At 67.6% G+C, this 20,138-nt stretch carries 15 protein-coding genes; 11 read left to right on the top strand and 4 right to left on the bottom strand.

Features of this window, described 5'->3' with window-relative positions:
* Window positions 1-2: 2 nt before the first annotated feature.
* Together ASF34_RS12240 and ASF34_RS12235 are read right to left on the bottom strand one after the other, a co-directional pair.
* Window positions 3-386 (bottom strand): nuclear transport factor 2 family protein, encoded by a 384-nt coding sequence (locus ASF34_RS12240; RefSeq protein ID WP_056139790.1) that lies wholly within the window; start codon window positions 384-386, stop codon window positions 3-5.
* A 104-nt stretch (window positions 387-490) separates the two neighbouring features.
* The gene (locus tag ASF34_RS12235; protein ID WP_056161377.1) at window positions 491-3,493 is read right to left on the bottom strand and encodes an FAD-binding and (Fe-S)-binding domain-containing protein; all 3,003 of its coding nucleotides are present in this window, start codon (window positions 3,491-3,493) and stop codon (window positions 491-493) included.
* Window positions 3,494-3,619: 126 nt separating this feature from the next.
* Between ASF34_RS12235 and ASF34_RS12230 the strand changes: the two genes are divergently transcribed.
* Window positions 3,620-4,666: a threonine aldolase family protein gene (locus tag ASF34_RS12230; protein ID WP_056161375.1), complete on the top strand. Its 1,047-nt coding sequence runs from the start codon at window positions 3,620-3,622 to the stop codon at window positions 4,664-4,666.
* A 7-nt stretch (window positions 4,667-4,673) separates the two neighbouring features.
* Here ASF34_RS12230 and ASF34_RS12225 read toward each other — a convergent pair whose 3' ends face one another.
* Entirely contained in the window at window positions 4,674-5,429 is a 756-nt protein-coding gene (locus ASF34_RS12225; RefSeq protein ID WP_056161372.1) for a GntR family transcriptional regulator, read from the bottom strand.
* 158 nt (window positions 5,430-5,587) lie between these two features.
* Between ASF34_RS12225 and ASF34_RS12220 the strand changes: the two genes are divergently transcribed.
* From ASF34_RS12220 to ASF34_RS12185, 9 genes are all read left to right on the top strand, one after another.
* On the top strand, window positions 5,588-6,763 hold the full coding sequence (locus ASF34_RS12220) for a pyridoxal-phosphate-dependent aminotransferase family protein (RefSeq protein WP_056162024.1): 1,176 nt from the start codon (window positions 5,588-5,590) through the stop codon (window positions 6,761-6,763).
* 120 nt (window positions 6,764-6,883) lie between these two features.
* Complete coding sequence (locus ASF34_RS12215) at window positions 6,884-8,179, top strand: MFS transporter (RefSeq protein ID WP_056161370.1); 1,296 nt, start codon at window positions 6,884-6,886, stop codon at window positions 8,177-8,179.
* 264 nt (window positions 8,180-8,443) lie between these two features.
* Entirely contained in the window at window positions 8,444-9,667 is a 1,224-nt protein-coding gene (locus ASF34_RS12210) for a CaiB/BaiF CoA transferase family protein (protein ID WP_056161368.1), read from the top strand.
* Between the two features lie 140 nt (window positions 9,668-9,807).
* Window positions 9,808-10,560 carry a type I methionyl aminopeptidase gene (gene map, locus ASF34_RS12205; protein WP_056161366.1) on the top strand — a complete coding sequence of 251 codons (753 nt, stop codon included), beginning with the start codon at window positions 9,808-9,810 and terminating at the stop codon, window positions 10,558-10,560.
* A 334-nt stretch (window positions 10,561-10,894) separates the two neighbouring features.
* Window positions 10,895-12,133: an MFS transporter gene (locus tag ASF34_RS12200; protein WP_056161364.1), complete on the top strand. Its 1,239-nt coding sequence runs from the start codon at window positions 10,895-10,897 to the stop codon at window positions 12,131-12,133.
* Complete coding sequence (fhuF, locus tag ASF34_RS12195) at window positions 12,130-12,843, top strand: siderophore-iron reductase FhuF (protein ID WP_018045420.1); 714 nt, start codon at window positions 12,130-12,132, stop codon at window positions 12,841-12,843. Before ASF34_RS12200 ends, fhuF begins: the two co-directional genes overlap by 4 nt.
* Window positions 12,837-14,618 carry an ABC transporter ATP-binding protein gene (locus ASF34_RS12190; RefSeq protein ID WP_018045421.1) on the top strand — a complete coding sequence of 594 codons (1,782 nt, stop codon included), beginning with the start codon at window positions 12,837-12,839 and terminating at the stop codon, window positions 14,616-14,618. The genes fhuF and ASF34_RS12190 overlap by 7 nt, the downstream gene beginning before the upstream one ends.
* A 426-nt stretch (window positions 14,619-15,044) precedes the next feature.
* Window positions 15,045-15,296, top strand: a complete 252-nt coding sequence (locus ASF34_RS22315; RefSeq protein ID WP_156465727.1) for a GCG_CRPN prefix-to-repeats domain-containing protein — start codon at window positions 15,045-15,047, stop codon at window positions 15,294-15,296.
* 443 nt (window positions 15,297-15,739) lie between these two features.
* On the top strand, window positions 15,740-18,367 hold the full coding sequence (locus tag ASF34_RS12185) for a bifunctional diguanylate cyclase/phosphodiesterase (RefSeq protein ID WP_082494186.1): 2,628 nt from the start codon (window positions 15,740-15,742) through the stop codon (window positions 18,365-18,367).
* 175 nt (window positions 18,368-18,542) lie between these two features.
* On the opposite strand, the gene ASF34_RS22990 is transcribed toward ASF34_RS12185, so the two are convergent.
* A complete protein-coding gene (locus ASF34_RS22990; protein ID WP_162240039.1) occupies window positions 18,543-18,863 on the bottom strand; it encodes a hypothetical protein in 321 nt (106 codons plus the stop codon).
* 64 nt (window positions 18,864-18,927) lie between these two features.
* Between ASF34_RS22990 and ASF34_RS12180 the strand changes: the two genes are divergently transcribed.
* A complete protein-coding gene (locus ASF34_RS12180) occupies window positions 18,928-19,995 on the top strand; it encodes a spore photoproduct lyase family protein (RefSeq protein WP_018045424.1) in 1,068 nt (355 codons plus the stop codon).
* Window positions 19,996-20,138 lie beyond the last annotated feature (143 nt).

The raw sequence follows: 20,138 nt of genomic DNA, 5'->3' as shown, positions 1-20,138 counted from the left end.
CCCTAGAACATCCCGTTCGGGTTGGCGGAAGAATCGGGCAGGATCTGCAGCACGTCCCAATGCTCGACGATCCTGCCGCCCTGATCGAGCCGGAAGATATCGATGGCCGCATAATCGTGGTCGCCCGGCCAGTGCTGCAGGCAATGCAGCACCACGAGATCCCCCTCGGCGACCGCCCGCTTTACCTCCACCCGCTTGCCCGGCCATTCATGCGCCATGCGCTCGAAATAGGCGATGAAGCCGTCCTTGCCGTTCGCCACATGCGGGTTGTGCTGGATGTAGTTGTCGCCCGCATAACGCTCGATGGCTTCGCGCGGCAGGCACTCGTCGAACATCAACCGATAGAAGGCGATCACAGTCGCCTTGTTCTGCTCCAGGTCGGTCATGTTGTCCCCTGAGCGAGGCGGATTCCACTCGAGAAAGGCGGCCCGCCTTTCTCGATACCATCCATCACGCCCTCACGACCATGACCGGCCGCCCTGCCCGGCCGTCAGTGACGGTCGGCCGACGCCGCCATCGCCGCGTCCAGCACGCGCGCCACATGGAGCGCTTCGAGCCCGAGACCGTCATGGATCTGGTGGCGGCAGCTGGTGCCGTCGGCCACGACGAGATCGTCCGGGCCGGCCTTGCGCAGGGCCGGGAACAGCGAGAGCTCGGCCATGGCGAGCGACACGTCGATGGTCTCGGCGCCGTATCCGAAGACGCCCGCCATGCCGCAGCAGCTCGACTCGATGACCCGCACGTCGAGCCCCGGCACCGCGCGCAGCACCGTCTCCACCGCGCCCATGGCGGCGAAGGCTTTCTGGTGGCAATGGCCGTGCAGATGGGCGACCCGCCCGCCCTGGTCCGCCAGAGGCAGGGCGATCCGCCCGGCATCGAGATCGACGGCGAGCAGCTCCTCGAACAGCAGGCTCGCCTTGCTTAACTCCCCCGCCTCCGGGCCGGGGAGCAGGGACGCGAACTCGTCACGGAAGGTCAGCAGGCAGGACGGTTCGAGCCCGACGATCCGGGCACCGGCCCGGATGAAGGGCAGCAGCGCGGTGAGCGTGCGGCTTGCCTCCTCGCGGGCCCGGTCGGTCTGGCCGGAGGCGAGATAGGTGCGGCCGCAGCAGAGGGGGCGGCGTCCACGGTTGGGGAAGACCCGGTGCAGGCGGTAACCGGCGGCGATCAGCACACGCTCTGCTGCTTCAAGGTTCTCCCGCTCGAAGGCGCGGTTGAACGTGTCGCCGAACAGCACGATGTCGCGGAAATCCCCGGTCACGTCGCCGGGATGGGCCGGCTCGCCCTGCTCGACCCAGGGCCTGCGCCAGCGCGGCAGGGTGCGCCGCGCCGAGAGCCCTGCGACCCGCTCCGACAGCCTCGCCAAGGCCGGCACCCGGTCGCGCAGGTTGAGGAGCGGTGCCAGCCAGGCGGCGGTGCCGGCATAGAGCGGCAGGGCCGCCACCAGCCGCTCCTTCAAGGGCAGGCCGTGGCGGGCGTGGTAATGGTGCAGGAACTCGACCTTCATCTTGGCCATGTCGATGCCTGTGGGGCATTCGCGGCGGCAGGCCTTGCACGAGACGCAGAGATCCAGGGTCCGCTTCATCTCGCGGCTGGTGAAGGCGTCCGCGCCGAGCTGACCCGAAATCGCGAGCCGCAGGGAGTTCGCCCGGCCACGGGTCAGATGCTGCTCGTCTTTCGTGGCCCGGTAGGACGGGCACATCGCCCCGCCCGCGAGCTTCCGGCACGTGCCGTTGTTGTTGCACATCTCGACGGCGCCGCCGAAACCGCCCCATTCCGACCAGTCGAGGGCGGTCTTCTTCGGCTGGCTCACCGCGTAGCCCGGCTGGAATCGCATCAGCGAACGGTCGTCCATCTTGAGCGGCCGGACGATCTTGCCGGGGTTGAGCCGGTTCTCGGGGTCGAACGCGTCCTTCACCTGTTCGAAGGCGCGGGTCAGGCGTTCGCCGAACATCGGCGCGATGTATTCCGAGCGCGAGATGCCGTCGCCATGCTCGCCCGAATAGGAGCCCTTGAAGCGGCGGACCTGTTCGCTCGCGGCCTCCGCGATGGCGCGCATCTTGGCGACGTCCCCGCCCTGCTTCATGTCGAGGATCGGGCGGACATGCAGACAGCCGACGGAGGCGTGGGCGTACCAGGTGCCGCGCGTGCCGTGGCGGGTGAACACCTCCGTCACCGCGTCGGTGTAATCGGCGAGATGCTCCAGCGGCACCGCGCAATCCTCGATGAAGGAGACGGGCTTGGCATCCCCCTTCATCGACATCATGATGTTGAGGCAGGCCTCGCGCACCTCCCAGACCGATTTCTGGCGCACCGGTTCGGGAACCTCCACGACGGCGTCCACATGGCCGTTATCGGCCATGCACGCGTCGAGACGCCGAAGATCGGCCAGGAGCGCGTCCCGGTCGTCGCCGGCGAACTCCACCAGCAGCAGACAGTTCGGCGTGCCACGGGTGATGTCGGCCAAAGTCGCCCGGAACATCGGGATGTCGGCCCCGAGCACCAGCACGTTGTTGTCAACGAGCTCCACCGCCACCGGATCGAGATCGACGATCACCTTCGTCGTCTCCATGGCGGAGCGGAACGACGGGAAGTGGCAGACGCCCATGACCCGGTGCGTCGGCAGGCGCGACAGCTTCAACGTCACGCTGGTGGTGGCCGCCAGCGTCCCCTCCGAGCCGACGAGGAGATGGGCGAGGTTCGGCCGCGCCTCGATCAGCGCATCGAGATTGTAGCCGCCGACCCGGCGCTGCACACGCGGGTACATGCGCAGGATCTCGTCGCGCTCGGATTCGGCGAGAGCCCGCATGGCGGCGGCGAGGGCGTCCGCCCGCCGCGAGCCGGTGACGCCCGTCGCCTCGTTTCCGGTGAGGCCGAAGCCGAAAGGCTCGCCGTCATGGAACAGAGCTTCCATCCCGAGCACGTTGTCGCTCATCTTGCCGAAACGCAGGGAGCGCGCGCCGCAGGAATTGTTGCCGGCCATGCCACCGATGGTGCAGCGGGTGGCGGTGGAGGGCTCCACGGGAAAGAACCAGCCATCGGCCTTCACCCGTGTGTTCAGCCGCTCCAGCACCATTCCGGGCTCGACGGTGATGGTTCCGGCTTGCGCGTCGTAGGCGATGATCCCGTTGAAATGCCGCGAGCAATCGACCACGAGGCCGCGCCCGATGGGCTGGCCGTTCTGGGACGTGCCGCCGCCGCGCAGGATCACCGGCACGTCGTGCTCGGCCGCGATCTTCAGGGTGGCGGCGATGTCGGCGGCACTGCGGGGCAGGACCACGCCCGCCGGCATGATCTGGTAGATCGACGCGTCGTTGGCATAGCGCCCCCGGGTGAAGGTATCGAACTTCGCCTCGCCAGCGAGCGCCTCGGCGAGGCGGCGCGGCAGGCCGGCGCCCTGCCGGTTGGCGGCGCGCGGACTGACCGGCCCCGCCCCGGCGACGGGCGAAGAGGCGCGGTTCGGGCCGGTGGCGGGCTCAGCCGTTGCGGTCATGATCCATCGTCCTCGTGGGAGTGCCGTGGGCCGGCTTCAAAGCGATGCGGGTTCCGGTAGGGTGGCGGGATCGTCCCGACCGGCTAGAATGGCCCACACGGATTGCATGCAAAACAGGGCCGTCAGATGATCGATTTGTATAGCGACACGCAGACGCGGCCCACACCCGGCATGCGTGAGTCCATGGCCCGCGCGGAGGTGGGCGACGAGCAATCCGATTCCGATCCGACGACCCTGGCTTTGTGCGAGCGCGTCGCCGACCTGCTCGGCATGGAAGCGGGGGTGTTCATGCCCTCGGGCACGATGTGCAATCTCGTCTCGATCCTGGTCCAGACCCGGCCCGGCGACGAGATCGTGGTCGACGATCAGTCCCATATCTACAACACCGAGGCCGCCGGCTCGGCGGCCATCGGCGGCGTCTCGGTGAAGGCTCTGGCCACCCCGGCCGGCCTCTACACGCCCGAGGCGTTCGAGGCGGCGATCCGCCCCCCCGCCCGCACGGCGCCGCGCTCGGCCCTGGTCTCGGTGGAGCAGACCACGAGCTTTTCGGGCGGCTCGGTCTGGCCGCTCACCGACATGCGCCGCATTCGCGACCTCGCCCATCACAAGGGCATGAAGGCGCATATCGACGGGGCGCGCCTCCTCAACGCCGTGGCCGCCACCGACATCTCCGCCAGGGACTACGCCAAGGGCTTCGACAGCGTCTGGATCGACCTGAGCAAGGGCCTCGGCTGCCCGGTCGGCGCCGTCCTGTGCGGCTCGGGGCACTTCATCGTCGAGGCGTGGCGGTGGAAGTACCGGCTCGGTGGCGCCATGCGCCAGTCGGGAATCCTCGCCGCGGCCGGCCTCTACGCCCTCGATCATCATGTGGACCAGCTGGAACTCGACAACGCCAATGCCGGCGAGTTGAAGGCCCGCATCACCGGCGCGCCCGGCCTCGCCATCGCGCCCGATGCGGCCCAGTCCAACATCCTGTGCTTCTCGGTGGAGCCGCTGGGCATCACCGCGACCGCCTTCGCCGAGGCGTGTCTCGCGGACGATGTGCGTATCCGCGCCATCGGCGCGCATCAGATCCGGGCGACCACCCATCTCGACGTCGACCGGGCCGGCATCCTGCAAGCGGCGGACGTGATCCGGGCGCAGGCCGCACGGTTTCATGAGGTGCGCCGCTGAGCCGCCGTCACGATGCGACGCCGGCGTCCGGCGGACACGTTGTCTCCCGCCCCGCCGCCGCCCGGCGCTTGTTGCGCAGATGCCCGAACAGGATGTCGCTGAGCTCATTGCCGGCGCGCCTGCGCAATGCATCGAGGATTTCCTCATGCTCGCGCATCGCCTCGCCCCAGCGGTCGCGATTCTCGTCGAGATTGGCCGAGTAGCGCACGCGGCGCAGGCGCCCGGCGAAATTGGCGTAGCTCGCCCGCAACGGCTCGTTGTCCGCCGCCTGCACGATCCGGTCGTGGATCGCCTGGTTGCAGGCGAAGTAGCCGTGCAGGTCGCGACGCATGTAGCAGCCATACATCTCGTGATGCAGCCGCTCGATCTCGTCATAGGCGGCGGGCGTGATCTTCTCGCAGGCGAGGCGTCCGGCCAGGGCCTCGAGCCCGCCCATGACGTCGAACAGGTCCACGAGTTCCTCGGCGCCGAGCTGGCGCACCCGCGCGCCCCGGTTCGGCAGGAGCTCGATCAGCCCCTCCGAAGCCAGCACCTTCAGCGCCTCGCGCAGTGGCGTGCGCGAGATGCCGAAGCGCTCGCAGAGCATCCGCTCCGGCACCCGCGCGCCAGCGGCCAGATTGCCCTCGACGATGTAGTCCCGCAGGCGTGCCAGAAGCTCGCCGTGGAGGGATTTCGCCAGCGACGGCATCGCGGAAAGACGCGCTCCATCGGCGGGTTCGAGGCCCGCATCGGCCTCCGGTTCAGTGGCAGGCTCAAGCACCATAATGCGAACCTAGCAGCCGAAAGCAGGAAGGTCGAGACGAGATGTTCGCATAATAATGCTTGCCCTCTCAAAAAATGAATGCAATTTTCTGCTCCGACGCACAGTGGATCATCGATCCGGGCGCAGCTTTCCCTCGACCGGCCATCGCGGAGATCTCGATGACGACACGGACCGGACGCCATTTCCTGCATATTCCGGGCCCCAGCCCGGTGCCCGAGCGTGTCCTGCGGGCCATGGACATGCCGGTGATCGACCATCGCGGCCCCGATTTCGCCGGACTCGGCAAGGCGGTGCTGGAAGGCGCCCAGGCCGTCTTCCAGACCCGCTCGCCGGTGATCATCTATCCGGGTTCCGGCACGGGTGCCTGGGAATCGGCCATCGTCAATACGCTCTCGGCCGGCGACCGGGTGTTGATGTTCGAGACCGGCCATTTCGCCACCCTGTGGCGCCAGATGGCGGCGCGCTGGGGCATCGAGGTGGAGTTCGTCCCCGGCGACTGGCGCCGCGGGGTCGATCCGGCGCAGGTCGAGGCGATCCTGGCCGAGGACCGCGCCAAGTCGATCAAGGCCGTGATGGTGGTCCATAACGAGACCTCCACCGGCGCCACGAGCCGGATCCCGGAGATCCGCAAGGCGATCGACCGGGCGAACCATCCCGCGCTCTTCCTCGTCGATACGATCTCGGGGCTCGGCTCGGCCGAATATGCCCATGACGAATGGGGCGTCGACGTCGCGGTGAGCTGCTCGCAGAAGGGCCTGATGCTGCCGCCGGGCCTCGGTCTCGTCGCCCTGTCGGACAAGGCTCTGGCCGCCGCGAAGACAGCGACTCTGCCCCGTTCCTACTGGGATTGGGAAGACATGCTGAAGCCGAATGCCGGCGGCTACTTCCCCTATACCCCCGCCACGAACCTGCTTTACGGCCTGCGCGAAGCCATCGCCATGTTGCGAGAGGAAGGCCTGGCCGAGGTCTTTGCCCGCCACCAGCGTCTCGCCGCCGCCACCCGCGCCGCCGTCGAGGGCTGGGGCCTGGAGGTTCTGTGCCGGGAACCGTCGGAATACTCGCCCGTGCTCACCGCCGTGGTGATGCCGGAGGGCCATGACGCGGATGCCCTGCGCACTCTGATCCTCGAGAAATACGACCTCTCGCTCGGCACCGGGCTCGCCAAGATGGCGGGCAAGATCTTCCGCATCGGCCATCTCGGCGAATGCAACGACCTGATGCTGATGGCGGCGCTGTCGGGCGTCGAGATGGGCCTCAAGGCCGGCGGCGTCCCCCACACGCGCGGCGGTGTGCTGGCGGCCATGGACGCTCTGCGCTCCGGCCTGGACGACTGAGCAGCACCTCCCTCCCCTTGTGGGAGGGGGGATCGTGCCGATCGCACCCTTTGCGCGTCCCCCACAAACAACCGACGCTCAGATCGGGCGGGGTGGCGCGCTCAACCCGAGGAAACCCCGATGACGCCAGCTAAAAGACGCGTCTCCGCGTCGAACATGGTGCTGTTCCTGCTCTGCCTGATGTATTTCGTCACCTATCTCGACCGGGTGAACATCGCCACGGCGGGCGGCGAGATCATGAAAGATCTCGGGCTCTCGAACACCCAGTTCGGCCTGATCCTGTCCGCCTTCGCCTATCCCTACGCGATCTTCCAGGTCATCGGCGGCTCGGTGGGCGACAAGTTCGGCGCGCGGCGGACCCTCCTCGTCTGCGGCCTGATCTGGGCCTCGGCGACGATCCTCACCGGGTTCGTGGGCGGGCTCATCAGCCTGTTCCTCGCCCGCGTCCTCCTCGGCTTCGGCGAGGGCGCCACCTTCCCCACCGCCACCCGTGCCATGCAGAACTGGACCGCGCCGGGCAAGCGCGGCTTCGCGCAGGGCATCACGCATGCCTTCGCGCGGCTGGGCAACGCGGTGGCGCCGCCCATCGTGGCCTTCCTGATCTACCAGTTCGGCTGGCGCCTCGGCTTCGTCATCCTAGGGGTGGCGAGCTTCGCCTGGGTGGTGGTCTGGTACCTCTACTTCCGCGACGACCCGAAGGATCACACTGCGATCACACCGGAGGAACTCGCGGTGCTGCCGCCCCCGAGCAAGGTGGGCGCCAAGCAGAACGTGCCCTGGGGCCGCCTGACCCGCCGCATGCTACCGGTGACGCTGACCTATTTCTGCTACGGCTGGACCTTGTGGCTGTTCCTCGGTTGGCTCCCGAGCTTCTTCAAGCTCAACTATGGGCTGGACTTGAAGAATTCGGCCCTGTTCGCCTCGGGCGTATTCTTCGCCGGCGTCGTCGGCGATACCCTGGGCGGCGTGTTCAGCGACCGCATCCTGAAGCGCACCGGCGATCTCAAGCTCGCCCGGCTCAGCGTCATCGTGGTCGGCTTCCTCGGCGCGGCGGCGAGCCTCACCGGCGTGTTCTTCACCCGCGACCTGACCCTGGTGGCGCTGCTGCTCAGTTCCGGCTTCTTCTTCGCCGAACTGGTGATCGGCCCGATCTGGTCGGTGCCGATGGACATCGCACCGAAATACTCGGGCACGGCGGCGGGTCTGATGAACACCGGCTCGGCGGTGGCGGCGATCATCTCGCCGATCGTGTTCGGGATGATCGTGGACATGACGGGAAGCTGGACCCTGCCCTTCGTCGGCTCCATCGGCCTCTGCCTCCTGGGCGCGGGCCTCGCCTTCACCATGCATCCGGAGCGCCCGTTCGAAGAGGAGCCGGTGGTACCGCCCCTGGGACGGGCGGTTCCTGCGGAGTAGCGCGATCCTGGCTGCGCTGGCTTGAGCCGAAGCCAGAGCGCAATCCCCTCTCCCCGCACGCGGGGAGAGGGTCACAGGCACCCCGTCGTGCCTGTGACGAGCGGAGCGAGGGTGAGGGGGTGGCTCTGGATGAGGCACCTTCGGAATCGCCCCCTCACCTTCGGCTGCCGCCTCGCCGCGCCCACGAAGAGTCGTGTCCTCCTCGCGTAACGCCACCGCCGGCGGGCCGCACCCGCCCCCGGCGCAAAACAGGAAGCGAGCACGATGGATCACTCCGTGCACGAAGAACCCCGCCCCCTCCCCCTCGCGGGCATCCGCGTCCTCGACGTGACACAGGTGATGGCGGGGCCGTTCTGCAGCATGCTGCTCGGCGATCTCGGAGCGGACGTCATCAAGATCGAACCGCCGGGCACGGGCGACCAGACCCGCAGCGCCATGGGGTTCAAGATGAAGGGGCCCGACAGCATGGGCTTCCTCAACATGAACCGGAACAAGCGCAGTCTCGCCCTGAACCTCAAATCCGATGCCGGGCGTGACCTGCTCCTCGATATGGCCGCCAATGCGGATGTGCTGGTCGAGAATTACCGGCCCGGCGTAATGGCGCGCCTCGGCCTCGGATACGAGGCGATGCGCGCCCGCAATCCGGGGCTCATCTATGCGAGCATCTCGGGCTTCGGCCAGTCGGGTCCCTGGGCGAAGCGCCCCGGCTACGACCTGATGGCCCAGGCAATGTCGGGGGTGATGAGCGTGACCGGCCATCCGGGCGGCCCGCCGGTGAAGGCCGGCGTGCCGGTCGCCGATATCGGCTGCGCGTTGTTCACCGTCTACGCGATCCTCTCCGCCTATATCGGCCGGCAGGCCAGCGGCGAGGGCCAGTATATCGACGCCTCGCTCTTCGACGCGGCCTTGGCCTTCTCGATCTGGGACGTGTCGGAATATTGGGGGACGGGCAAGATCCCGCAGCCGCTCGGCACCTCCAACCGCATGAGCGCCCCCTACCAGGCGGTGCGCGCCTCCGACGGCTACTTCGTCATGGGGGCCACGAACCAGAAGCTCTGGCGTCTGCTCTGCGACGTGCTCGATCGATCCGAACTGTTCGAGGATGCCCGCTTCGTCGACATCCCCGCGCGCCTCGCCAACCGCGAAGAGCTGATCGAGGAGTTGGAGCGGAGCTTTGCCGCGAGGACCAGTGAGGAATGGGTGTCCCTGCTCCTCGAAACCGGCATTCCGGCCGGCCGCATGAACACCTATCCGGAAGCGTTCGAGAGCGAGCATGGCCGGCACCGGGAGATGCGCATCGAGGTTCCCCATCCGATCGAGGGCACGGTGCCGAATATCGGTTTTCCCGTGAAGCTCACGGGCACGCCGCAACGCGCCCGCAGGCACGCGCCGCTTGTCGGCGAGCATACCGAGGACGTGCTCTCGGAATTCGGCCTCTCGACGGAGGAGATCGAGGCCCTGCGCTCGCGCGGCGCCTTCGCCGCTTGAGCGGGAGCCAGCACGTCATAGGCCCGTCAGACCCATGGGGAGCGAACGGCATCTGGGGCGGCCCAGGCTTTGCCGGGCTCGCGGAGGATGGCAGAACCGCACGGGCGGAGCCGCCTCCGGCGCCATGAAGGGATGACGACATGACGGTGTCGAACGACGACGAGCTGGCCGGCCTGAAGCGGATCGGGCGCATCGTCGCCGACACCCTCGAGGCGATGGGCAAGGCCATCGAGCCCGGCATGACCACTCTCGACCTCGACGGGATCGGGCGGCGGATCATGGAGGCGGCCGGAGCTCGCCCGGCACCGGAACTGGTCTACGCCTTCCCCGGAGCCACCTGCATCAGCGTCAACGAGGAGATCGCCCACGGCATTCCCAGCGACCGCAGGATCAATCCGGGCGATCTCGTCAATATCGACGTGTCCGCCGAGAAGGACGGCTACTTCGCCGATACGGGCGCGTCCTTCGCCGTGCCGCCGGTGACGCGGGCGGTGGAGCGACTGTGCAGGGACGGGCGCCGGGCGATGTGGACGGGATTGCGCCAGGTCGGTACCGGCAAGCCCCTGGCCGATATCGGACGGGCCGTCGGGGCCTTCGCGCGGAAGAACGGCTACACCCTGGTCCGCAACCTCGCGAGCCACGGCGTGGGCCTGTCACTGCACGAGGAACCGACCGAGATCGCCACCTGGCCCGACGCCTCCGAGCGACGGATCATGCAGGAGGGGCTGGTCTTCACCGTCGAGCCGTTCCTGTCCCTCGGCGCCGAGTTCGCCGCGGATGGCGACGACCCCTGGACCCTCTACAGCCAGCCGAAGGCCCTCACGGTGCAATACGAGCATACGGTCATCGCCTCGCGCAGCGGGCCGCTGATCCTCACCATGCCGGGGCAATAGGAGCCGGATACGGGGCGAGAGGAGCGAGGTCCGGCGGCACTGCGTCCAAACGGACCTTGCATGAAAGCGGGGCACGTCATAATCCGAACGAAAGGCCAATGTTTACAGTAGATTAGACTGTTTAAAAACTGCGCGCACATCAAGACACAGGGAGGCTCCGGATGTCCGAAGGGAGGCCCTGTCCCGTCGCGCGCCGGATCGCGGAGCGGTCGCCGCGTCAGTCGAGGCCGGTACAGCGCCGTCTCGGAGGAGCCCGCGTGACCGGCGCGGGAGCATGGTTCCCAGGGTCCATGCCTATCCCCAACGAGCAACCGGGCCGGGCGGCGCGGAGCGCATGAGCAGCATCCGGTTCGACGGCGCGTCCAGAGCGTGGCGCCGGGCGCGGCCCCTGCTGCCGTTCTTCTGCCTCTACATCACCTTCGGGACCACGCTCGGCTTCCTGGCCAGCGGCGCCCCGCTGATCCTGCGGGCACGCGGCGTCGAGCTCGCCGAGATCGGCCTGCTGCAGCTCATCAACTTGCCCGTCGGCCTGACGTTTCTCTGGGCCGTCGCCATCGACAGGCTGCGCCTGCCCGGCCTGCCGCATCGCATCGGCTGGATCGCGCTGATGCAGGGCGCGACCGTCGCACTCCTTATGGTGCTGAGCCTGGGCGAGGCGTGGCCGCTCGGCCTCCTCCTCGGCCTCGCGGTGGCGACCTGCTTTTGCGTCGCCACCATGGACATCGCCCTCGAAGCTTTGGTGGTCGAGACGGTGCCGGCGGACCGGCGGCCCTTCGTGGCCTCGGCCAAACTCTCCGGCGCGTCACTGGGCGGCATCGCCGGCGCGGGCCTGCTGGTCGGGTACTACGACACGGTCGGCTGGCAGGCCGCCGTGCTGGGCATCGCCGGTCTCAACCTCCTCTGCCTGCTGCCGATGCTGCGCTACCCGGAAGTCCGGCTTCGCCGCGATGCCGCTCCGGCGGAACGCATGACGGCCCCGTTCGAACGCCTGCGCGTCCTGGCGCCGCGCATCCTGGTCCTGGGCCTGTATTTCGCGGCCATGTTCGCCCTCTCGGGTCTGAACAACCTCGCCCTGCTGGATCTCGGGGTGCCGTTGCGGGAGGTCGGGTTCGTGACCGGTTCTCTCTCGCCTGTCATCAACCTCGTCATGGCCCTGGTCTCGGGCGTCCTCGTGCGACGGGTGGGGACCCTGCGGCTCATCACGGTCTCCGCGCTGGGCGTGATCGCCGGCGGCGGGTTGATGATCGCCGGCGCCGCCACCGGGTCGGCGGCTCTCGCGATCGCCGCGACGATCCTCGGCATCGTCGGCGGCGGAGGGCTCGGAGTGCCGGTGTTCAACATGATCTATCGCTGGGCGCAGGGGCCTCGTCCCGCCACCGATTACGCGCTCCTGTTCGGAGCGGCGTTCTTTGCCGCGATGCCCCTGCGCGTCGCCGCGCCGGCGCTCGCGGCGCATGTGGGCTGGCCGGCCTATTTCAGCATCGCGATCCTGTTCTACGCCGTCGCCGTTGCCGCCCTGCGCGCGACGATCCGCCGGACCCTCGATGCCGATCGGGTGGAGGGGCGCGCATGATCGATCAACTCGCCGCGCTGGTTCCGCCGTCACTGTCGGCCTTCGGCTGCCGGATCGCCACGGCACCGTCCGGGTCCGGAACCCGGCCGCTCTCGATCCTCACCAGCAAGGCGGCCTTCGACGAGGTGGTGGACGGGTTCGGCAGGGCGTCAGGCGACGGCTTCGAGACCGCCGACCGTCGCGCCTTGGTCTCGCTCTGGACGCAGTACTACCTTCCTGCCCTGATCGTCCCCTACTTCACCGCGCTCAGCCGCCTCGGCCGAGCCCTGCCGATCGGGTTCGACCGAGTCGGCTTCGAACTCGACGAGAACGGCATCGTCTCGCGATTCATCGTGGCGGAGGAGGACGACAGGAACGGAGGCCCGGAGCCGGGGCTCGATCCCCTGATCGAGGGGCATCTGCGACCGTTCTTCGACCTGTGCCAGACGCATTACGGTCTCTCCCGCCATGTCCTCTGGTGCAATGCCGGCGTCACCGCCGATTTCGCCCTGCGCGAGTTGAGCCGCGACGCGGTGCCGGCCTCCTCCCGCGCCGAAGCGTGCCTCGGCCGTTGCGGTGGCGATGCGTTCGGCCGCTGCCCGCTGGCCCAGGCTTTCCGAGGCGGCGCGGAGCGGCGGCGGCGGGTTTGCTGTATGCGCTACCGCATACCGGGCGTCCCCTCCTGCGGTGCCCTCTGCCCCGTCGATCACCTGACGAAAGCATCATGCTGAAGGACTTCCTCGCTTATTACCGCCCGCACCGGACCCTGTTCCTCGTCGATTTCGGATGCGCCGTCCTGTCGGGCCTGCTCGAACTCGGCTTCCCGATGGCCGTGAAGGCCTTCGTCGATGTGCTGCTGCCGCGCCAGGATTGGCAGTTGATCGTGCTCGCCGCCCTCGGCCTCGGGGTGATCTACGTGGCCAATGCCGGCCTCATGGTGGTGGTGACCTATTGGGGGCACGTGCTCGGCATCAATATCGAGACCGAGATGCGTCGCCGTGCCTTCGATCATCTGCAGAAGCTCTCGTTCCGCTATTTCGACAACCAGAAGACCGGCCACCTCGTCGCCCGCGTCACCAAGGACCTGGAGGAGATCGGCGAGGTCGCCCATCACGGGCCGGAGGACCTCTTCATCGCGGTGATGACGCTCATCGGCGCCTTCGCGCTGATGGTCTACGTCCACCCGCCGCTGGCCTTCCTGACCGCCGCGATCCTGCCGGTGATCGCCTTCGTCACCCTCCGCTACGGCGGTCGCATGACGCGCAACTGGCAGACGCAATACGGCCGGGTCGCCGCCTTCAACGCCCGCATCGAGGAGAATGTCGGCGGGATCCGCGTGGTGCAGGCCTTCGCCAACGAGCCGCACGAGCGGCGCCTGTTCGCCTCCGACAACCGGAAATACCGCGAGACCAAGCTCGAAGCCTACCGGATCATGGCCGCCAGCCTGTCGATCAATTATCTCGGCATGCGGCTCGTCCAGATCGTCGTGCTGCTGGGCGGCGCGGCCTTCGTCGTGCGTGGCGAGCTCTCGCCCGGTGGGTTCATCGGGTTCCTGCTGCTGGTGGGCGTCTTCTACAGGCCGCTCGAGAAGATCGGTGCCGTCGTGGAGACCTACCCGAAGGGGGTCGCGGGCTTCCGGCGCTACGCCGAGCTGCTCGCCACCGAGCCCGACATCGTCGACCGCCCCGGCGCCGTCTCCGTGCCGGCGCTGAAGGGCGACATCCGCTTCGAGGCCGTGAGTTTCGGCTACACCGCCGGCCGGCCCGTCCTGTCGGGGCTCGATCTCGACATCGCCGCCGGCGAGACCGTCGCCTTCGTCGGCCCGTCCGGGGCCGGCAAGACGACGTTGTGCTCCCTCATTCCGCGCTTCTACGAGGTGGAGAGCGGGCGCATCACCATCGACGGCATCGACATCCGCGACCTCACCCTCGCCTCACTGCGCCGGCAGATCGGCATCGTGCAGCAGGACGTCTTCCTGTTCGCGGGCACGATCCGCGAGAACATCGCCTATGGCCGGCTCGACGCCACCGAGGCGCAGATCGCGCAGGCCGCGGAGCGGGCCAAGCTCACCGCCCTGATCGAGGGCCTGCCCAACGGCCTCGACACCGTCGTCGGCGAACGCGGCGTGAAGCTCTCGGGCGGCCAGAAACAGCGCCTCGCCATCGCCCGCGTGTTTCTCAAGAACCCGCCGATCCTGATCCTCGACGAGGCCACCTCGGCCCTCGACAGCGAGACCGAACAGGCGATCCAGGGCTCCCTCGTGGAACTCTCCGAGGGCCGCACCACCCTCGTCATCGCCCACCGGCTCGCCACCATCCGCAAGGCGGACCGGATCGTCGTGGTCGGCTCGGAGGGCATCGTGGAGCAGGGACGGCACGAGGCGCTCCTTTCGGCGGACGGGGCCTACCGGCGCCTCTACAATGCGCAATTCGCCCAGGCCGACGATGCGGCGGACCGGGTGCGGATGGCCGCCCGGAATGGCGTTCTGGAGCGCGCTACGCCGTGATCCGAATGGCCGGCGCGCTCGAACCGCACCGTCTCCCTCGGTGAAGACTGGGATGGGATGGGAAGAAGTCATGCGCGGCAATGGCCGCGTGGGCTTGGTGACCTGAAGGGGCGGCTACGATCGCGTCGCCATCGGCGGCGCGCCCGCGATGCGGGATGGCTGGCGGGAAATGGACGCCCTGAGCGATGCGGGTTTCAGCGGAATTCGCGACCCGCGACAGGAGGCGCCCAGCGTCTTCGCGCACGCCCTAGCGACATCCATCAATGAATGCGTAGGTTGTCGATAGATTTCGCTAACCGCCGCTCATGATGTTGGTTGCCGAACGTGACGCGCCCATGTGTAATTCCCTCGTCATGAGAGGATCAGCACGTGAAGCCACGCCTTGCCGCCATGGTCGTCATCTGTAGCCTGGCATCGCTGCCGGCGATGGCCTTTCCCATCGCCCCAGCCCCCGCGAGCGAGGCACCCGTGCTGCGTGTCGCGGGCGGCTGCGGCCCCGGAGCGTGGCGTGGCCCATGGGGGCATTGCCGCTCGACACCCTATGTCGGCCGCCTTCCGGGCGGGTGGTATCAGGCACGGGCCGGCAATGGCTGCCCTCCCGGTTACTGGCGCGGGCCGTGGGGCCATTGCCGCAACACGCCCTATCACGGCCGCCTGCCCGGGGGCGGATGGAAGTAGCCGGTCCGCCCCCTCCGAGAGGCGGGCGATGCGCGCGCATCAAGGCAGATTGTCCGCCGCCTTACACGGCGAGGGTCGCCGTGTAAGGCCCATCATCAACAATCGGCATGGGAACGGATCGGCGCCAAGGCACGAAGAGCAGGCTCCATTGAAGCAATCCACTCCTCAAATAGAGCTATATTCTATTTTGCGGCCAAAATTCCGATTTTGTTAAACCACACTTCGGCAGTGTCGCCCCTAAGGTGGCGAAAGGCTGTCGTAGGATGTATCGTGCCTTTTTGTGCATGACCGAGCAGCATCATTGGTGGGTCCTGCCGCTTGCGGCGCTGGTATGCTGGGTATCGTGCCATACTGCCCTGCGGCTCGCTCGCCACGTTTTTCGGAGCCGGGGCTTCGAGGCATGGGCCTGGCTGTTCGCGGCTGGTTTCTCGGCCGGTTCCGGGATGTGGAGCACCCACTTCATCGGGATGCTCGGCTACGATCCCGGCATCGCGATCGCCTATGATCTGAAACTCACCCTCGTCTCGCTTCTCGTCGGCATCCTCGGTTCCATGGCGGCGCTCACCTTGTCCCGGTGGTGCGCCTCACCCGTGGTGGCCGTAGCGGCCGCGGTGATCCTGGGCATGAGCATGACGGGGATGCATCTCGCGGGGATGGCGAGTATCCGGTTCGCCGTCGTCCAATCAATGAACTTGCCGCTCCTCGTGACCGCGCTGCTCGTCGGCTGGTCGCTTACCGCCATCGCCTTCGTCATTTTCGCGCGTGACACGATCCGATACGCGACAGCCGTGGCGGCGATGCTTCTGACGGTTTCCATCGCGGGCGTGCATTTCGTCGCCATGGGCGCAGCCGAGCTGATTCCGAACATGGCCGCGCCCGACACGGCATCGAGTCTGCCGCGTTTCGCGCTCGCCGCGGGCATTGCCGCGATCATGCTCACGATTCTCGGTTTCGCGGCGCTCGCCCTGTTCGTCGACCGTATGCGCCGGGCCGATCACGCCTTGCGCGAAAGCGAAGCCGCCTACAGGCTCCTCGCCGAGAACACCACCGACGTCATCATCTGGTCCGATCTCGATACGATCCGCCGGTATGTGTCGCCTGCCTCGATGGCCGTCCTCGGCTATCGCCCGGAGGACATCATCGGCACTCGGCCCCTCGATTTCATCCATCCGGACGATGTCGCCGACCTCGAGCACGTGCTCGCCGATCTCGTGGCGGGACGGATCGAAGCGGCCATCAGGACCCAGCGCCATCGTCGGCGGGACGGATCATGGGTGTGGATCGAGGCGTGCCTCGAGGTGACGCGCCTTCCGGGCGCGTCCGAGCCCATCGGCTACGTGTCGTCGCTTCGCGACGTCACCGACCGCAAGGCCGCCGAAACGGCGTTACGGTCCAGCGAGGAACGGCTGGCTTTCGCCCTGGACAGCGGCAGCGACGGCCTCTGGGATTGGGACATCCCCACGGGCAACGTCTGGTTCTCGGACCGTTGGCAGACCATGCTCGGCTACGAACCGGGCGAGATCGACGGACATATGCGCATCTTGGAACAGCTGGCGCATCCCGACGATGTCGCGACGGCCCGGCGGCTCCTGACGGACCATATCGACGGACGGACGGCGGTTTTCGAATGCGAGCTCCGGATGCGGACGAAGGCCGGACCCTACGGCTGGGTCCTGTCGCGCGGCAAGGTGGTGACGCGCGATGCGGAAGGCCTTCCCTTGCGCATCGTCGGGACGCATATCGACATCGGAAGGCGCAAGCATGCGGAGCAGCAGCTGGAGCATCTGGCGTTGCACGATGTCTTGACCGGCTTGCCCAATCGCGTGCTGTTCCGCGACAGACTCGGCCGGGAAATGGACAATGTCGAACGGCGCGGGCACATCTTCGCGGTTCTCGCCTGCGATCTGGACCGCTTCAAAGCGATCAACGACAGCCTCGGTCACCCGACGGGAGACAGCCTGCTGCGCCAGGTCGCAGAGCGCCTGACGGCGACCGTTCACGAGGGGGACACCGTCGCCCGGCTCGGCGGCGACGAGTTCGCCATCGTGCTGAGGGGACTCGACCAACCCCAGAATGCCAGTGCCGCGGCGCAGCAGGTCATCGAGGCGCTGAAGCTGCCCTTCGATCTCGACGGTCGTTCGGTCAGCATCGGCGTCAGCATCGGCATCGCCGTCGGGCCTCAGGACGGCGGGGACCCGGACCAGTTGCTGAAGAACGCCGACATCGCCCTCGGCCGCGCGAAAGCGGCCGGCCGGGGCACGTTCCGCTTCTGCGAACCCGCCATGGATGCGGTGATCGCCGCGCGAAACGTCCTCGAACTCGACATGCGCGAAGCCGTGCGGCGCGGCGAGTTCGAACTGCATTATCAGCCGATCATCGACCTTGCCACCGACACCGCCAGCGGGTTCGAGGCCCTGATGCGCTGGCACCACCCCGTGAGAGGCATCGTCTCACCCGCCGATTTCATTCCGTTGGCCGAAGAGACCGGCCTCGTCGTTCCCCTCGGGACATGGGCCTTGCAGGAAGCCTGCCGGGAAGCGGCGGCCTGGCCGGGCGATCTGCGGGTCGCGGTCAACGTCTCGGCGGTGCAATTCGCGGAGCCCGGCCTGGAACATTGCGTGATATCGGCTCTGGCCGCTTCCGGCCTGCCGCCGAACCGTCTGGAGCTGGAGATCACCGAGAGCGTGCTGATCGGTGACGTGGAAAGCGTGACCGCCTGTCTCCACCGGCTTCGCGCATTCGGGGTCCGCATCGCCCTGGACGATTTCGGCACCGGCTACTCGTCGCTCAGCTACCTGCGGCGGTTTCCCTTCGACAAGATCAAGATCGACCGTTCGTTCATTCGTGAGATCGCCGATGCCGACACGGCCGCCATCGTGCGCGCCATCGTCGGACTCGGCGAACGGCTGGGGGCGAGCATCACGGCGGAGGGCATCGAGGACGAGGCGCAGCTGACTCGCGTCCGTCGCGAAGGCTGCACGGAAGCCCAAGGCTACCTCCTGAGCGAGCCGTTACCCGCCGCAGACGCGTACAAGTTCGCCTTTGCCAAAAAGGACGTCGCCGCGGCCTGACAGGCTCCACGAGCGGTAAACCCGACGACCGACGCTCGCCCCGGAACACGAACTCCCCCGCGTGCGGGATGCGACCCGGCGCCGTCCGAGGCGCTCGGACCCTTCGATGCCGCAGGCAGAATCCGGTGGTTTCGACGACATCGAGACGAGCGACCCGGTCCTGTCCGGGCCGGATTCAGCGGTCCTCGCTCAGCGTTCTCAAGGCGAAGATCTTCAGGTCGAGCGTGATCAGCATATCGATGACGGCATAGGACGCAGGTCCACGGCGTGCCGTGTCCTGCACGAGCGCCTGCTTCTCTCGTTCCAGATCATCGATGAGCATGTCGAAACTGACCATGCCTGGAATACGCGGTAGCCAAGGCAATGGTTTCACCTCCTGCGACGGGAGCCGCACGCAAGCGCCTTGAGCGCATGTTTCGGTGCCGCCACAAAGGGGTGGACGGTAACTTCCTGTTAACGACGTGTCCGCGGAGCCGCGCCCCGGCCGGAACGTCATCCTCTCCGGCGCTCACCGCCCTATCTATCCGGCCGAGGTGCAACGGCGCGCCGCTGGACACCGCATGGCCCTTTCCCGCGACATCCTGGATATCCGCACGATCTACCACGAGCCCGCCGTGGCGGATTTCGCGCGCGGGCTCGCGATCCTCGACCGCTTTCCCCACGCCGAGCGGATCGAGGTCCCGTCGCACTGGAACATCCCGAACCTGCACGGAAACGCAGGCTCCGCGGAGGATTGGCTGCGGATCAAACGCTCGACCTTGGTGCTCGGCGTGAAGAAGGGCCTGACGATGCGGCCGAACGGGCGCAGCGCCCACTTCATCGCGCCCTCGACCTCGAATGGCTGCGCGATGGCCTGCGCTTACTGCTACGTCCCCCGGCGCAAGGGCTTCGCCAATCCGATCTCCCTCTTCGTGAACATCGAGCAGGTCTGCGCCGCGATCACCCGCCACGCCGCACGCCAGGGGCCGCTACCGGAGCCCGATACGGTGGATGCGGCCCATTGGGTCTACGATCTCGGCGAGAATGGCGATCTGTCCGTGGACGCGACCCTGTCGGACAACGTGCGCGACATGGTCGGGCTGTTCCGCGATCTCCCCAACGCCAAGGCCTCCTTCGCCACGAAGGCCGTGAACCGGGAGCTGCTCACCTATGATCCCCGGGGCAAGACCCGTATCCGCTTCTCGCTGATGCCGGAGCGGATCGCCAAGGTCGTCGATGTGCGCACGGCCCCGATGCATGAGCGCATCGCCGCCATCGACGATTTCGTGGCGGCCGGTTTCGAAGTCCACGTGAACTTCTCGCCGGTCATCCTCTACGAAGGCTGGGAGGCCGATTGGCGCGACCTGTTCACCGCCATAGACGAGCGGATCGGCCCGGCGGCCAAGGCACAGCTCAAGGCCGAGATCATCCTGCTCACGCACAATGCTGATCTCCACGCGGTCAACCTGAACTGGCATCCCCGCGCGGAAGACCTGCTCTGGCGGCCCGATATCCAGGAGGGGAAACGGTCGCAGGGAGGGGGCGACAACCTGCGCTATCGAACCGGCTGGAAGGGCCGATGGATCGCGCGCCTCAAGGATCATCTGGCCGAGCTGATGCCCTATTGCCACGTTCGCTACGCCTTCTGAGCAGGTCGCGACCGTAGGGCGGGACGTGGAGCCCCCGTGCTCGGACCGCCTCGATGGTCTCGCGAACATCAGCGACCGCGTGGGCGCACAAGTTGCCGGAGGATGACGGAACAAATAGATCCTGAGGATTATAAATTGCGTAT

Origin of the sequence: Methylobacterium sp. Leaf106 (assembly GCF_001422895.1) — a bacterium.
Lineage (GTDB): Bacteria > Pseudomonadota > Alphaproteobacteria > Rhizobiales > Beijerinckiaceae > Methylobacterium > Methylobacterium bullatum.
The sequence above is the reverse complement of the archived record's forward strand: the minus strand, read 5'-3'. Positions and strand labels throughout refer to the sequence as shown.